This is a genomic window from Chitinophaga pinensis, assembly GCF_007896845.1.
GTDB classification, from domain to species: Bacteria; Bacteroidota; Bacteroidia; order Chitinophagales; family Chitinophagaceae; genus Chitinophaga; species Chitinophaga pinensis_C.
Window position 1 is genome coordinate 89,921 of record NZ_VOHS01000002.1, and the last position, 16,011, is coordinate 105,931.

Annotated in this window: 9 protein-coding genes; all 9 read right to left on the reverse strand. The window is 43.4% G+C overall.

Going from position 1 to position 16,011, the window contains the following annotated elements:
- Positions 1-56: 56 nt before the first annotated feature.
- Positions 57-371: a DUF3467 domain-containing protein gene (locus tag FEF09_RS02335; RefSeq protein ID WP_146303495.1), complete on the reverse strand. Its 315-nt coding sequence runs from the start codon at positions 369-371 to the stop codon at positions 57-59.
- Positions 372-466: 95 nt separating this feature from the next.
- Positions 467-1,807, reverse strand: coding sequence for a SusD/RagB family nutrient-binding outer membrane lipoprotein (locus FEF09_RS02340; RefSeq protein ID WP_146303496.1), 1,341 nt, complete (start codon positions 1,805-1,807; stop codon positions 467-469).
- A gap of 19 nt (positions 1,808-1,826) precedes the next feature.
- Entirely contained in the window at positions 1,827-5,063 is a 3,237-nt protein-coding gene (locus tag FEF09_RS02345; protein WP_146303497.1) for a SusC/RagA family TonB-linked outer membrane protein, read from the reverse strand.
- A gap of 261 nt (positions 5,064-5,324) precedes the next feature.
- The gene (locus FEF09_RS02350; protein WP_146303498.1) at positions 5,325-6,764 is read right to left on the reverse strand and encodes a SusD/RagB family nutrient-binding outer membrane lipoprotein; all 1,440 of its coding nucleotides are present in this window, start codon (positions 6,762-6,764) and stop codon (positions 5,325-5,327) included.
- A 19-nt stretch (positions 6,765-6,783) separates the two neighbouring features.
- Complete coding sequence (locus FEF09_RS02355; RefSeq protein ID WP_146303499.1) at positions 6,784-10,029, reverse strand: SusC/RagA family TonB-linked outer membrane protein; 3,246 nt, start codon at positions 10,027-10,029, stop codon at positions 6,784-6,786.
- A 501-nt stretch (positions 10,030-10,530) separates the two neighbouring features.
- The gene (locus FEF09_RS02360) at positions 10,531-12,519 is read right to left on the reverse strand and encodes a helix-hairpin-helix domain-containing protein (protein WP_186774165.1); all 1,989 of its coding nucleotides are present in this window, start codon (positions 12,517-12,519) and stop codon (positions 10,531-10,533) included.
- 718 nt (positions 12,520-13,237) lie between these two features.
- Positions 13,238-14,053 (reverse strand): hypothetical protein, encoded by an 816-nt coding sequence (locus FEF09_RS02365; protein ID WP_146303501.1) that lies wholly within the window; start codon positions 14,051-14,053, stop codon positions 13,238-13,240.
- 148 nt (positions 14,054-14,201) lie between these two features.
- Positions 14,202-14,837 (reverse strand): deoxynucleoside kinase, encoded by a 636-nt coding sequence (locus FEF09_RS02370; RefSeq protein WP_177222868.1) that lies wholly within the window; start codon positions 14,835-14,837, stop codon positions 14,202-14,204.
- 136 nt (positions 14,838-14,973) lie between these two features.
- Positions 14,974-15,978 carry a tryptophan--tRNA ligase gene (gene trpS / locus FEF09_RS02375; RefSeq protein ID WP_146303502.1) on the reverse strand — a complete coding sequence of 335 codons (1,005 nt, stop codon included), beginning with the start codon at positions 15,976-15,978 and terminating at the stop codon, positions 14,974-14,976.
- Between the last annotated feature and the right edge of the window lie 33 nt (positions 15,979-16,011).

Genomic DNA, 16,011 nt, shown 5'->3' on the forward strand with positions numbered 1-16,011 from the left:
GATTCGATTATCCTGTTTCCTGTATGCTTACCGTACAGCCTGTTCAATAATGTGGATTACGCCTGCGCTGTAGGTCCGCCGAAATTCAGTGGCATAGAAACAGGCTCCTGGTCCTGAATGGTACCATGTGCTGCCTCATACTTCTTGATATTATCAACCATCGCTCTCATGAAACGTTTGGCATGCTGAGGAGTCAGTATAATACGGGACTTTACTTTGGCTTTAGGCAGACCGGGCATTACATTCACAAAATCCACCACAAACTCTGCGTTGGAATGGGTGATAATGGCCAGGTTGGCATAAATACCTTCTGCTATTTCCTCGCTCAACTCAATATTGAGCTGCGCCTGTTCTTCCTGCTGATTTTCCATATTTTTTTCGCTTTTGCGGTACAAATGTAAAAAAGAGACCTTAAAATCAAGGTCTCTTTTTAAAACATCGTTCACTGAAGCGTTCTATATAGCTGTTACTGTGCATCCCACCATATGCGGCGGGTTAGTCTTGTATTGGCCGGTGTATTGGTATTATAGCGTATCTCACTGCTTGGATAATACAATGAGCGGGGCAATGCACCCCCCAATACGTTACCGTCAGGGGCTGTCAACTGAGGGAACCCTGTTCTGCGCCAGTCTGTCCATGTCTCAGGACTCAGGAACAGTGCGATATATTTCTGGGTGATGATATCCTTCAATGTGATCGTGGCCGCCGTTTTGGATACTGTAGCCAGATAGGCCGTATTATTGATCGTTCTTTGCAGATTGGCCCGCACCGCTTCATTATAGGCAGCTGCAGCAGCTGTAGGATTGCTTGCACGGAACTGTAATTCCGCTTCCATAAACTTCTGTTCATCGTATGACAGAAAGTATACAGGAGAATTGGCAGAACCATACAATGCCCCTAAAGCAGTTTCATCAGAAGGATCATAATACACCGCATACCTCGGGTCTTTGGCGGTCTTCATCAGGGTATTCAGATAGCCGGTGAAAATGATATCCGCACGCTGGGTATTAAACTGATACCATGGCGCCTGTGTAGTGGTTGCGCTACTACCGACAAATTTTACAAACGCAGCTTCTCCTGCTTCAAATCCATTCGCCAGCTGCGCCAAAGCTTTTGCCTGTGCCGTAGCGTCCACTTTAACAGTGTGCAGGTAGAACTTGGCTTTCAGGGCATGGGCAAACTTAATCCACATATCCAGATCGCCTTCAAACAGGATATCGTCGTTAGATCCCGGTTGAAACTCGCTGCCATCATCCTTGCCCAGATCTGTGATCGCCTCGTCCAGCAATGTATGCAGACGGCTATAAATAGCCGCCTGATTGTCATATTTCGGCTGGGTATTGTTCAGACCCTGAAAAGCTTCTGTATAAGGTACATCGCCCCAGAAGTCAGTCACCTGACCCAGATCATTCGCCATCAGGATCTTACCTACCGCTGCATAGTGTAGTTGACCAGCTGCCGTAGCAACCGCGATCAGGGTGTCAATATTCGTCATAATAGACCCGTAAAAGCCTGCATACCACATGTTATCCACATCATCAGGAGTGATATTGTAGATATTCGCGCTGGCTGACTGGTTAGCAGCGCCCGTCACCTGTTGCATAAAAATAGACGGGAAACGGGAGGCATCCCCACCCCATGTATAAGCGCTCTGCAAAATAACACCCGGCAACAGGGAAGATGCGGTCGGATTCTTCAGCTGTGACGGGTCATCGTTAATTCCATTATAGAAATAGTCCTTCCGGCAGCTCTGCGAGAGGACCAGCAGGAACAATAAAGGCAGTATATATTTGGTTATCCGTAACATGGTGATTCGTTTTTAAGGGTTAGAATTTAAACTTGAAGTTCAGACCGAAGCTGGCGGTGCCCGGCATATTGAAATAGTCAATACCCTGAGCGTTGGTAGCTCCTGTCAGACTGGTTTCAGGATCTATCCCTTTGTATGGAGTCCATATGATGATGTTACGTGCAAATGCGTTCACATTAATTCCTTTGACAAATCTGGAATCTTTGAATATACCGCCCGGAATGTCATAAGACAGGGTGATCTCACGCAGTTTTACAAAGGAACCATCGTCGATGAAAGTCTCGGTCTGCGCACCAAACCCACCACCATTACCCAGATACCATGCTTCATCCAGTGGTACAGAAGTCGAATTCACCGCACCTCCACCGGGTTTCTCTGCACCACCTTCATTATGCACCACTTCTCCTGACTCGTTCAGGTGTCCCATCACGCCCGGAAATACCTGCATTTTTCCTCTGTCCAGTGTATAGGCAGATGTACCGATTGCCTGCAGGGATCCACGGGTACCATTCCAAAGGTCTCCTTTATGTTTCCAGTCAACCAGAAAATACAGGGAGAAACCTTTGTAAGCGAATGTGTTACCAATACCCATCAGGAATACCGGGTTAGGATTACCTACCCTCGTCTGTACATTGGATACCACCGGATAACCGAAGTCGCCGCTGTTGTCGCTGATCACGATCCGGCCCTGCGCATCACGCTGCCATCCATAAGCGTAAATAATACCTGCCGGCTGACCTGGCAGATGTGCGATTACCGTACCCGTAAATCCATTCACTGTAATCTGATTGATACCGGGAGCCAAAGCCAGTACTTTACTACGGTTCATACTGTAGTTCACAAACATGTCCCATGTAAAGGCATGTCCGGCCAATGGTTTTGCACTCAGGGTCAATTCCAGACCATTATTCCGGATAGACGCTGCGTTCAGGTTCACATACTGGTAACCGGCAGAACCGGCCATCGGAGATCTTACCAGCAGATCAGTACCTTTTGAATGGTAGGCTGTCGCATCCAATCCGATCCTGTTATCAAGGAACTGTAATTGTAAGCCCACTTCATAAGAAACAGTCTTCTCTGGTTTCAGATTAGGATTACCCAGCACATTATTCAGCGAGAAACTACCTTTTCCATCATATGGGAAGGATACACCGGTAGTATATCCGTCAGGATAGGTAGTTGGTACGGAGAAGGATTTTGTCAGGAAAGCACCGGGGTCTTTACCCACTTGTGCGGCTGACAACCTGATCTTACCAAAACTCAGCACTTTTCCATCCTTCAGACCTTCCAGTTCAGTAAAGACAAAGCCAAGGCTGGCAGATGGATAGAAGAAACTGTTGCTTTTAGGTGGTAAGGTAGAAGTCCAGTCATTACGTCCGGTGATTTCCAGAAATAACATGGATTTCAGATCAAGGTTGATATCGAAGTAACCGGAAATCCTTCTGTAGGGAGTAACATAATTATAGGATTTCTGTACGGTGGCATTACTGATGTTGTCATAACCGGGAGAGGTCAGACCATCGCCTTGTACATACAGTTCGTCCATTCTCCGGGAATAAAGGTTATTACCCACCTTTACATCCATTCTGAAATCTTTGGATATCTGTCTGGCCCAGGTAATGATCGCATCTGAGTTAACACTCTTATAGGTGTATCTGTCATCAAATAAACGACCACCATTATAAGCACCTGACTGTATTTCATAGTACTGGTGGCGGTTATCACTATACACGTCCGTACCTATACGGTAAGTTAGTGTGAAGTCTTTGATAAAGTCCCAGTCAAACTGCAAACTACCTATCAGACGGTTTACAGCTGTCGTATAGGGGTTTTTGTTGATAGTCCAGAATGGGTTATCATATATCCCATTACGATAAGAACGCTGCAGACCGTTAGAGAACAAATAAGTACGCGGATCATCTGCATCCAGTCCGCCATTGGAGTTATCAAATGAAATAGGCGTTCTGGTGAGGCCCAGCATAATACCTGAGAGGTTACTACCGTTCTGCGGCATGCTACCATTAGAGACATTAAAATTGATATTGGCAGATGTCCGGATCTTTTCAGAAACCTTCAGATTACCTGCCAGCGCTACTGCTGTACGTTGGTTGTATTGCAGGGGTACTATGGAGTTCTGATAGTTATGAGATACGGACATACGGTAAGTAGCGACGTCTGTACCTCCGGTAAATGACAAGGTATTATTATAGGTCGCTGCTGTACGCCAGAAGTCACCTGTATTATCATAAGGCACAAATTTCACCTTGGCATTCGGATTGGAAGCGCCTACCACATCCCCGTGAATGTCGTATTCATTAGGGACGCCGGTCCAGAACAAAGTGTCTACATTAGAACCCCAGGAATATCTGTTAGTAGAACTGAAAGGCGCAAGTACACCACCGGAACCTTTAACAAACTGTTTCTGGATCTTTGGTAATCTGTTTACCTTATCGAAGGAGATACCGGTACTGAAATCGACTGATATTTTACCAGCTTTTCCCCTTTTAGTAGTAATAATAATAGCACCATTTGCCGCATCTATACCATAGATAGCTGCAGCAGCAGGGCCTTTCAGGACGGAGATACTTTCTATATCATCCGGGTTGATATCTGCTCCACGGTTGGTGTTGGTAGCACCCTGCAGCAGGTTGTTAGCCGCATCGGCGGGGTCGCCGGAATAGTTCTGTGAATTATCCACAGGAATACCGTCAATAACAAACAATGGCTGGTTATTACCAGTCAGTGAGTTGGTACCTCTTAGTTTTACAAAAGTGGCGGCTCCCGGAGTACCACCGGAGCCAATTACCTGCATACCGGCTACTTTACCTGACATAGCTCTCAGCGCGTCACCCTGACTGGCTTTTATGAGGTCATCACCTTTTACATCCTGGACTGCGTATCCGAGCGCTTTTTTCTCACGTTTAATACCCAGACCTGTTACGACTACTTCCTGCAGGTTTCTGTTGTCCTGTGCAAGAGCAACGTCCAGTGTTGAGCCTGAGCCGACGGCTATTTCTTTCAGTGTAAATCCTACACTTCTTATCTGCAGAATGGTATTATTACCATCTACCAGCAGCTTAAAATTCCCATTCTGGTCAGCGGTGGTACCTTTGCTGGTACCTTTTATCTGCACTGTAGCATATGGAATGGGTACGCCGTCGCTTCCTGTTACGCGGCCTGAGACTTCACGCTGTTGCGCATAAAGCCCTGTCATAATACAAAGGAGAAAATACAAACACAGTAAATGTTTTTGCATAACGGTTCTGATTTATTTGTACACCGGGGCGGTGCGGTTAATGAATCACAAGCGAAGAAGGAGATCCATTATGAGCTCTTACGACTAATGCCTATAAGCAAATCCAATCGATATTCTGTTGATTGATTTACAACGGGTTCTACTGCTATAACAAACATAATTGATTAGGGTTCGGGTATTAACAAAAAAAGCGCCCTCCCCTAAGGATTGAGGAAGGCGCCATTATCAATTCTAAATCTTGTACAGAGCAGTCTAAACGGGTTATTTCTTATCCCAGAACAATTTGTTAGCGTAAGTGTCGGCGCCGATTGACTTAGCGGCAGCCTCATAATTGATCTTGTTCAGGTTCTGCTCACTGGCAGGGTAAGTCAGTCTTACCGGAATGTTGGCATAGGTCATACCTGTCGGAACATTGAAAACCGGGAAATCCAGTCTTCTCCATTCTGTCCATGCATCATATCCTCTGTTATAGAGCGCGATATATTTCTGTGTACCTATTTTCTGCTGCCATGTACCGGTAGCAGTTGCATAAGCTACTGATGCCTGTGCCAGATAGGTATTTGCCTGTTCGGTAGTACCACCCCAATAAACGATGGAAGCTGTTACACCTTTATTGTAGTGATCTGCCGCAGTACCTGTTACTGTCAGACCGCCACGCGCAGCAGCCTCGGCCAGTGCAAATTCTACTTCTGAATAATCAATCAGCAACGCCTCGAAATCAGCAGCTGTAACTTTTGCGCTGATGTGAGATGTTGTTTCATAGTCTGCACCGGAACCATAGGTACCACCTACATACTGACCGCCAACAGCCGTGAAATAGAACGGACGTCTTGGGTCACTCACTGAATTCATCAGGTTTACTAATGTATTCGCAGGTACATAGTCAGCACGATTGCTCTGTACCAGATCCACCCAGATCGGGTTAGTGTTTGGTTGAGCAGGCAGATATTTCAGACGGAAGTTATCTTCATTGGAAGCAATTACGTTACCAGCAGCTTCGTTAATAGCCGTAGTTGCAGCAGCAGCAGTTGTTGCATCGTCCAGCGCAACCAGACCCAATTTAAGACGCAGGGAGTTTGCAAATTTTATCCATTGTGCAACACTACCTGCATATACCAGATCCTGACTGCCAAAGCTGCCATGTGTCGTTTTCAGACCATCAACATCTTTTTTCAGGCGGGCCAGCAGATCTGCATATACAGTTTTCTGCAAATCATAGGAAGGAGACAGATTTTCTGTAGTTAATGCGCTTGTATATGGTATATCACCAAAAGCTGTTACCAGCACGGAGTAAGAGTATACCTGCGCAATATCAATGATCAACAGTTTATTTTGCTTAACAACTGCCTGATCGTCGGACAAAGGAGCCACACCTTCAATCAGGATCTTTGCCTGCTCCAGATCTTTCAGTACATCGCGGTACATAGAATGCCAGAAAAACTGCGGAACGTTACGTGCAGCCAGATCGTAGCGGCTTTCATCCAGATAAGTTACCTGAGACTGCTGCTGCGCCAATAATCTGAATACGTTCAGGTTTACGTTGTTTGATGTCATCAGATCAAACAGGTTTTTCTCTGCGGAAGTAAATACCATCTCACCAGGCACATCCAGCGCCTTCTTCGGGTCGCTATTAAGGCTGTCCAGTTTAGCACAGGACGAAGCCATTAACAGCGCTGACATATATACAAATATCTTTTTCATGTTGCTTTTTTCGTTTTTTTTAGAAGCGGAATCTCACGTTAAAACCAAAGTTGCGATAAGTAGGATAAACACCACTCTGGTAACCCTGAATGTTACCTGCTGCCAGGTTTTCTTCAGGATCAGCATAAGGAACATTTTTGTGGATGATCCACAGGTTACGTCCCAGTAAGCTCAGATCGATACCCTTAAATACTTTCAGGTTATTCACGAGGCTTCCTGGCAGGGAATAGGTCAGATTCACCTCACGCAGTTTCACATAACCTGCATCATAGATGAACTCTTTGTTTGGATAACCATTCACACCCAGACCGCGGGTACCGCTCACGCGCACACGCTGCGTATTAGGTTTACCATCACTGGTTACACCTTCGAAGATGATACCGCCACCCTGTGCAACATCGTCTCTGATATTTTTACCCTGATCGTTCAGTCTTACGCTTTCTTCGTAGATACCGGTTGACTGTCCGTAAGCCTGATCAAGGGAGTAAGTGTCACCGCCTTTCTTGATATCGATCAGGAAGGAGAGTGCCACACCTTTATAACGAACGGTGTTGGTAACACCACCAATCCATTTTGGTGTATAGTTACCGATCACTTCATTCGCTGTTGTTGTCGTTTTATAGTAACCTGGCAAAACAGCCTGGCCTTCCTGGTCTTCAACTACACGTTGACCAGTAGCTTTGTCGTAGATAAAGTCTTTACCACGGATCACACCATATGCCTGACCAGCAGCGTGACCGATCGTCACATTGCTCTGCAGGGCACCTAACTGGATAAAGTCAAGTCCTTCCGGCAGATCCAGTACTTTACTTCTGTTCATAGACCAGTTTGCGTTTACAGTCCATGAGAAGTTTTTGATTCTAACCGGTGTTACACCCAGACTTACTTCCACACCTCTGTTACGGATAGTACCAGCATTGATAAACATCTGATCGTAACCAGTAGCTCTTGAAATAGGCAATCTCAGGATCTGGTCAACAGATTTAGAAGCATAGTAAGTCAGATCCAAGGTCAGGATGTTGTCGAATAATGCGAGTTCAACACCTGTTTCGAATGATTTCGTACGCTCTGGTTTCAGGTCCGGGTTTCTCTTTATAGCAGGTACAGAGAAAATAGGTGTGCTACCAAAACCACTTGGTTTATCATATGGGTCATACAACGCCTGTGCAGGAGCACTATTACCTACCTCAGCGTAGTTGATACGAGCTTTACCATAGTTCAGCCATTTAGCTTTTACTACTTCAGAGAAGGTAAAGCCTAATGAAGCAGCCGGATAGTAGTAGGAATTGTTGTTGGCCGGCAGTGTGGATGATTCATCGCGACGACCTGCCAGATCCAGGAATAACATGTTTTTATAACCGATCGTTGCACTTGCAAACAAACCGTTCACCTGCATCAGACTATCTGCTTCTTCAGGAGCAAGCATCGGGTTTACAGAGTTTGACAGAGAGTACAGGTGAGGTACAACCAGACCACCATTAGTGGAAGCGCGGAGGTACTTAGCATGTGTACGTCTGATGTTGCCACCTACTAAACCGGTTAATTTGAAATCTGTGCTCAACTGTTTGTCAATGTTCAGCATCAGATCATAGTTGTTCTCTATGAAAGAACCATCATATCTTGAATAAGAAGAAGGATTTTTACTACCCACAGCATTACGCTCTTCCTGCCACTGATTGTAAGTATCCATGCTTGTTCTGCCTAAAACAGACAGCCAGCTGTTGATCTGATAATTCAATGTAACGTTACCAAAGTAGCGGATACGACCATCCTGTTCGAAGTTCTCGTATCTCATGAAGTAGAAGTTATCAGTGTAGGTCGGAATCGGATTGGTAGGGCTTGTCAGGTTCCATGACTTGTTCAGTTTATCTCTGAAGTAGTCATCCTTCTGATCCTTCATGTCTATGTTCATCTGCCACCACTGACGGAAAGCCTGGTTCACGTTATATTCGTCATAACCAGTACCATAACGGCCTTTACCATCAATTTTAGACATATTCACATTTGCACTCGCAGTTAATCTGTCTGTGAGTTTATAGGATGCTCCGAAGTTCAACATGTCTTTTACAAGACGCGCGTTCGGGATCATACCGTTTTCAACTGTTTTGGTGTATCCCAGTTTGAAATTTCCTTTATCGTTACCACCGTCAACAGCTACGCTATTGTTGGTAGTCAGTGTGTTTTTGTAGAAGTAAGATGGATCGTGCTCACCAGCTACCCAAGGTCTTGCTTTTTTGTAATAAGGAGATCTTGGATCGAGTGACTGATAGTTAAACACCATCAGGTTCGGATCAAATTTAGCACCGAAAGAAGCATCTTCTTTCATTGGTACTGTGAGGTCACGTGTACCATCGCCATCGATATCTGCATACCAGAAATGGCCATCAGGAGACTGGTAAGTATTATCCTCAACATCATAATAACCAGCACCGTATTGTTTCTGATATTTAGGGAACGTGCTCTTATCCATTGTACCTACAGTCAGACCAGTATTTACAGTTACGTTCATACCTGATCTGCCTTTTTTGGTGGTGATCATGATCACACCGTTAGCAGCACGTGAACCGTATAACGCAGCAGCAGCAGCGCCCTTCAGCACACTTACAGAAGCTACGTCATCAGCGTTAATATCGGAAGCAGCGTTACCGTAGTCGAAACCACCACGACCAGTAGTCTGGTCAGGCGTATTGGCTACAGAGTTATCAACAGGTACTCCATCTATTACGAATAAAGCCTGATTAGAATTCTGGAATGATTTGTTACCACGCAATACGATGTTGGTAGAACCACCCATGGTGCTGTTCCTTCTTACTTCCAGACCGGATACTTTACCGGACAGAGAGTTTACAACGTTCGGATCACGTGTTCTGTTCAGTTCTTCTGCCTGAACAGTCTGAGCGGAGTAAGCCAGCTCATTCTTTTTTCTGGTAATACCAAGGGCTGTAACTACAACCTCCTGTAGGTTTTTATCCTCCTCTTTCAATTGTACTGTAAATGCAGAAGATGCACCTACTGTATAATCAGTTGTTGCATAACCAACACTTCTGATCACCAGCACAGGGTTTGCTCCTGTAACAGCTAATTTGAAATTTCCTTGTTGATCTGATGTGGTTCCGCTTGTTGTCCCTTTAATTTGTACGGTTGCAAAAGGTATAGGCGACCCGTCTGCACCGGTGACCTTACCCGTAATCTGACGCTGTTGTGCATACGTCAGGGTTACACTCACCATGAGCATGGTGAAAAAGAGTAACGCTCTTTTCTTCATATACGATTTAGATTTAGTTGACAATAAAAATTTTAACGGGTTCCCTTTGTTTGCCGGTATCAGGCACGGCAATGTTGCAAAAACCTTTTATTAGGATTTAAACCACAGTTTGTTTACCAATAAGTTTGTTGTTGAAATTTAAAGTGTTGTTGAATCTTAAAGAACCATCCGGGATGAAGGCGGCAAGACCCTGGATGGTTGTTTGTTTGCGTGAAGCGGAATTCATCCTACCCATGCCGTTAACGGAAATATTACTATACCGTCGGGAACAGGTTGACATAATTGCATTACTAGCTATAGCAGCACAGGATAAAGAGATTCCGGCCTCTTTCATATTACGATTTAGATTTTGGTTGAGGACCACAATTTAGAGTTTTTTTCTCTCCGCACCAAGAAAAATTTAACCTTTTTTTAAGAGAGAGGAAAATTCACATATATACACAGATATTTTTCAGCGACATATGAAGGAAAATTTAACATTGATATTTGTCTATTTTATCGCTAGAATAAGTGTTGAAATTGGCATTGTAACACGCTTTCACTGTTCCCTTTTACTTCATCCCACCCACTTCCGGTACTACTTACTTTTCCATATATAGTTAATTCATATCTGAGCCAGAAAGTAAGTCCGGAAGCCGATTTCCACCTGATACGCGTCTGCAATTGATGCCCCTCTCCTGTTAAGCGTGACAACGCATATTCATATAACATACCTGATGTAATCGTGTATAAACTTGTATTACTTCCATCTGCTATAAAGCGCGTATAACGTATATATAACTGTAAGGGCCGTTGCTTCAGCTGATACAACATTTCATGAAACAACAGAAACCCCTGTTGGGTATTTTCTTCTTTTACATATTGACTTAACTCCACTCTCGTCTTCATTGTAAGATGTGTTGTTGACTGTACACGTGATTGTATACGCCAGACATTCTTTTTCACACTTACCAGCGGTGGTAAAAAGCGATCTGTTCCTTCTCCGTTTTCCTGTTTGATCAGACAACTATATCGCACAAACAGTTCCGTTTGTTTATCCGGTGCATATGTCAGGGCAATCAGCAAATCCCTGCCCCTGCCGGGTGCTGCTGCCCTGTATTGTAACCACGGAAAAATAAAATGATCTGCATAAGCGTTCAGTTTCACATGCGAACTTACCTTCATGCTAATGCCTGTATATAATCCTTTTTCATTAACAGGCTTATAAAACTCACCCCATGCATCTGCATAAAAAGCATGATATGCCTTGTCATAATTGCGATACATCAATACGAGATCAACATCATTAGTAGCTGTTAGTAACAGTCCGTTGATGAGGGCAGTTTTACCGTTATTACTCATCGCGGCTTCGCCGAAAAAATGCATATTCTTCCAGGTCACTTCATAATCTGTGCTAAAGCCTGTAAGGCGCTTACCCTCAAATCCAAATAACTGATAGGGTGCCTTTCCTTTTTGTACCGGTGCAGATAAATGATGCTGTATAAAATTAAATCCCAGCTTGCGGTTACTCCCTTCTATTGTCACATTACCTCCTACACTTAATTGCGCCAGCGAGTTTCTTCCGGCCACTTCCGTCAATGTACGATGGTAACCACTATTTGCAGTAACATTACCATCCATTAAACGATAGGATATAAATGTTGTTGTCGCCCATTTCCCCTGTGCTATGGTTATACCTGCTCCTCTGAAAAAGTTATATTCTCCTGCAGAAGCGTACGGCTTCAGCAATTCCCCTTCTCTTTTCACCTGCATAACAGTGGCTCCTTTACCAAATGCCAGTGATTGCCAGTTCAGTAATCCCTGCCCCATATTCACTGTAAAATCTCCCAATGCCAGAGATTTTATCCACTTATATTGTCTCACAAATAAATGCAGACTATAAAAATCAAAACCCTGCTGCTGCGCACCTTTAAAAAACGCTTCGCCTGCATCCTTTTCCATGACCGCTCCCCAGCTGATGTAATGCGTAAGGTTATACCGGTATCGCAACAGTAATTTATCCGGACTACCCAGATAATGAGCGGTTGTTGTATCTGTACTTATATAACCCTTGCTTTTTTCGAGTTGCCGGCCATACCTGTACAACAGTGTATGTTCTCCTTTTTTCACATAATCTTTCCAGTCATAATGTGCTTCCAGATCTTTTCCCACCTGCACATAAGGCAATAATCTATTGATCAATTGTGCATCAAAACCGGGCACTGCCTGCAATTCATAGATGCTGATAAAATCTCCCAATTGCTGCCGGTATCGCAACAATTGCTGTATTTGTATTGGAGACAGTATATGCAACGATTTCAACACAGACACACTATTTGTGTTCAAATTGATTTTATGCCTTGTATAAGCCTGTAATTGCTGCCAATGCATATCATCTTCAGGCACCTGATCAGTATGTGACGTATAATCCTCTAACTGACTTTCTTCAGCAGCTGTTAATTCAGGTATTGTCTGTGCATAAGTATAAATATGTATTAACAGCGCTGCCATGAATGTTACGGTTTTCAATATCATATGGTGGTGTATTTAACAACTGTGTGAATAAGTATAGATGTATTTTAATAATATCGACATAAGTATTACAGCGTTCAACATCATATCACGATATATTTAACAATGCTGGAATAAGTATAGATGCATTTTAATAATACCGACATAGGTATTATAGCCTTCAATATCGCATGGCGGTGTATTTAACAACGGTGTGAATAAGTATAGATGTATTTTAATAATACCGACATAGGTATTACAGCCTTCAACATCATATCACGATATATTTAACAATGGTAGCCTTCATTATCACATGGCAGTGTATTTAACAATGGTGTGAATAAGTATAGATGTATTTTAATAATACCGACATAGGTATTATAGCCTTCAATATTCACATGGCAGTGTGTTTAACAATGGTGTGAATAAGTACAAGATGTACTTTAATAATACCAATATAGGTATTACAGCCTTCAACATCATATCACGGTATATTTAACAATGGTGATTAACGCAGACACCAAATTCCTTTTACCAGTCAACATGATACCAACAACGCTTACACATTGCCAGCATCACATTGACTAATAAAACATGACACAGCTATATCAACAGTCTCTTCAAGAAAACTGCAATTCTCCAAAAAAGATTTACACAAACACAAGCCCTTGCCTGCAACAAATTAAATGATCAACTTATCAACAAAACAAAACACTCCTTAATGCTTCTTCAGCTCCCACACCAGCGCCGCTGAAGGTGTTATCCCCAATTGCGGATGATAATTTGCAGAGAGCAATACAAATAACTGCTGTAAGGTAAATCCGATAGCGGCTGTATTCAACTGCGGATCCGTACATATACCTAATTGCAGCGACAGGACTTTTAACATACGATATTCACACATGACTTTAGTCAGCAGGGCTGCTGCTGTTTCCTTCACGACTGCCACACTTAATAAAAATGCTGCTGAAATTTCATATCCCATACCTGCACTATATATCGCAGGTATCGTTTCATTATCCAGCCGCCGGAGTGTATTACCTGTCGGATTAAATACATGCATCCCCACATGCAATCCGGGAGTAAGATGGATCAGACATCCCAGTTCTCCCACAATTGTATGCACACTGAAATAACCGGGTATTGTTTTCGACAGATAATCCATCTGCATACCTATGCTACAGCGTTCTCCCAACTGTCTGCCATAGGCAAATCCGATTGATTGCTGCCGGAAACCGGAGAACCCGCTTTGTGCAAGATGTAATCCGAATCCGCCCTGATTAACTGGCAATGCGAACATGACATGATGCTGCTGAATAGCTGACAACATAAAGCGTCTTTCTGTGTGTACACCTGCTGTTACAGCTGGTATATACGCCAATGCAGCCTGATTCTGCAATGCTGTTAAAAGCTGGTGATAATTACGGCTGTAAGTGCCGGCAAAAGGCTGTTTATCGACAGACAGCCAGATTAATTGTGCACAGATGACAGCAGAGCACAATGTGCAAACAATGGTAGCAATGATCTTTTTCATTTGCATTTAATGGTAGTGGATTAGTTGGTTTTTCAAAAAAAGTCGTGGTAATTCAGGTCAACATGTTAACAAACAAAAATCTCCTCACTTGCGTGAGGAGACAATATTAGGAAAATAAATCTTTACTAAAAAAATGAGATCAGATTGATCAGAACAATCCATGCAACTGAGAATCTATTTTAGAAATGATCTCACCAAGATCTTCTTCGCTTTCAGGGAATTTATTCTTGTCGATATCGATGATCAGCAAAGGACCTTCAGCGTATTTTTCAATCCAGTTATTGTAAAATTCATTCAGTCTTTTCAGATAATCGAGACGAATATTTTCTTCATACTCCCTTCCTCTTTTCTGTATCTGCGCTACCAGTGTTGGTACAGATGCACGCAGGTAGATCAGCAGGTCCGGAGGTTTCACCATTGACTTTACTGTTTCGAAGAAACTGAAGTAGTTGTCAAAATCCCGTTTTGTCATCAGGCCCATTTCATACAGATTCGGCGCAAAAATATGCGCATCTTCGTATATGGTACGGTCCTGAATCACGATCTGATTGCCTTTTTCTATTTCCAGCAATTGCCTCAGACGGCCATGCAGGAAGTAAATCTGCAGATTGAATGACCAGCGGGGCATATCCTCGTAAAAGTCGTTCAGATATGGATTGTGTTCAACATCTTCGAACTGGGGAGCCCATTTATAGTGTCGTGCGAGCAGTTCAGTAAGTGTGGTTTTTCCTGCGCCAATATTACCGGCGATAGCTATATGTTTGATCTTGTTTTGTTTTGTCATGATGAATCAGGGGTCACTAATCATTTCGTTTGCAGCCTGTTAGTGGCAACAAGCGATCAGTTGACGATCTAAAATTTACAAATTATTTGATTATCAATTGAAAAAACTTGCTGCCGCTAAAGGAAACAAAGAATTATTAATAGTAGTGAATACCTATGAGTTTTCTCGCTTGTTGCAAAGTCTGTGCCGCACTTTCCCTTGCTTTTTCTGCACCTTCTTTCATAATCCGGTTCAGGTAAGTCTGGTCATTCTGCAATGCGAGTGCTTTTTCCCTGATAGGTGCAATGAAACTGACCATATCATCACCCAGCTGTTTTTTCATATCACCATAACGGATAGACTGGTTATCATACAAATCCTTAAAGTGTTTGATCACTTCAGGAGTAGATACCTGCTCCATCAGCAGGAACAGATTTGCAATGCTATCCGGCATAGGTGCGCCTGATTCAGCAGGTCCGCTGTCAGTCTTTGCTTTGTTGAGTTTTTTACGGATCAGTTCATCACTGTCAGACAAATACAAAGTAGCCATCTGATTTTCACTTTTACTCATTTTACCCGCACCGTCAAGGCTTGGCACTTTTACCAGATTATCTCCGAAATTGAATGCTACCGGCTCAGGGAACAAATCACCGTAACGTTTATTGAAACGCTGTGCATAGTTACGCGCCATTTCCAGATGCTGTTCCTGATCTTTACCTACCGGTACTTTTACCGCGCGATGGATCAGAATATCTGCACTCATCAGCACAGGATAAGTCAGCAGTCCCGCGTTTACGTTCTCAGGTTGCAGACGTACTTTATCTTTAAAAGTGGGTACTTTTTCCAGTTCGCCCTTGTATGCCATCATATTCAGCAACAGGTACAATTCAGCAATCTCCGGTACGTCACTCTGTACGTACAGGGCCACTTTTTCAGGATCAAGACCAGAAGCGATATTTTCTGCCAGCACCCGGAATACGTTGGAGCGCAGGTCTTTAGGATCAGGATGCGTAGTGAGAGAATGCCAGTCAGCTACAAAAAAATAACAGTTAAAAGTTTCCTGCATCCTGATGTAGTTACGGATAGCTCCGAAATAATTGCCTAGATGTAAATAACCGGTAGAGCGGATTCCGCTTACCACTATTTCTTTTGATGTAGCCATAATGGGGTGCAAAATAAGGAATTTGCCAATTAT

What these genes read in the sequence shown, in the direction of transcription:
- FEF09_RS02365 (WP_146303501.1), bottom strand. Translation starts at nt 14,053, where the DNA reads ATGAAAAAGATCATTGCTACCATTGTTTGCACATTGTGCTCTGCTGTC.
- FEF09_RS02340 (WP_146303496.1), bottom strand. Translation starts at nt 1,807, where the DNA reads ATGTTACGGATAACCAAATATATACTGCCTTTATTGTTCCTGCTGGTC.
- FEF09_RS02360 (WP_186774165.1), bottom strand. Translation starts at nt 12,519, where the DNA reads ATGGCAGCGCTGTTAATACATATTTATACTTATGCACAGACAATACCT.
- trpS (WP_146303502.1), bottom strand. Translation starts at nt 15,978, where the DNA reads ATGGCTACATCAAAAGAAATAGTGGTAAGCGGAATCCGCTCTACCGGT.
- FEF09_RS02345 (WP_146303497.1), bottom strand. Translation starts at nt 5,063, where the DNA reads ATGCAAAAACATTTACTGTGTTTGTATTTTCTCCTTTGTATTATGACA.
- FEF09_RS02355 (WP_146303499.1), bottom strand. Translation starts at nt 10,029, where the DNA reads ATGAAGAAAAGAGCGTTACTCTTTTTCACCATGCTCATGGTGAGTGTA.
- FEF09_RS02335 (WP_146303495.1), bottom strand. Translation starts at nt 371, where the DNA reads ATGGAAAATCAGCAGGAAGAACAGGCGCAGCTCAATATTGAGTTGAGC.
- FEF09_RS02370 (WP_177222868.1), bottom strand. Translation starts at nt 14,837, where the DNA reads ATGACAAAACAAAACAAGATCAAACATATAGCTATCGCCGGTAATATT.
- FEF09_RS02350 (WP_146303498.1), bottom strand. Translation starts at nt 6,764, where the DNA reads ATGAAAAAGATATTTGTATATATGTCAGCGCTGTTAATGGCTTCGTCC.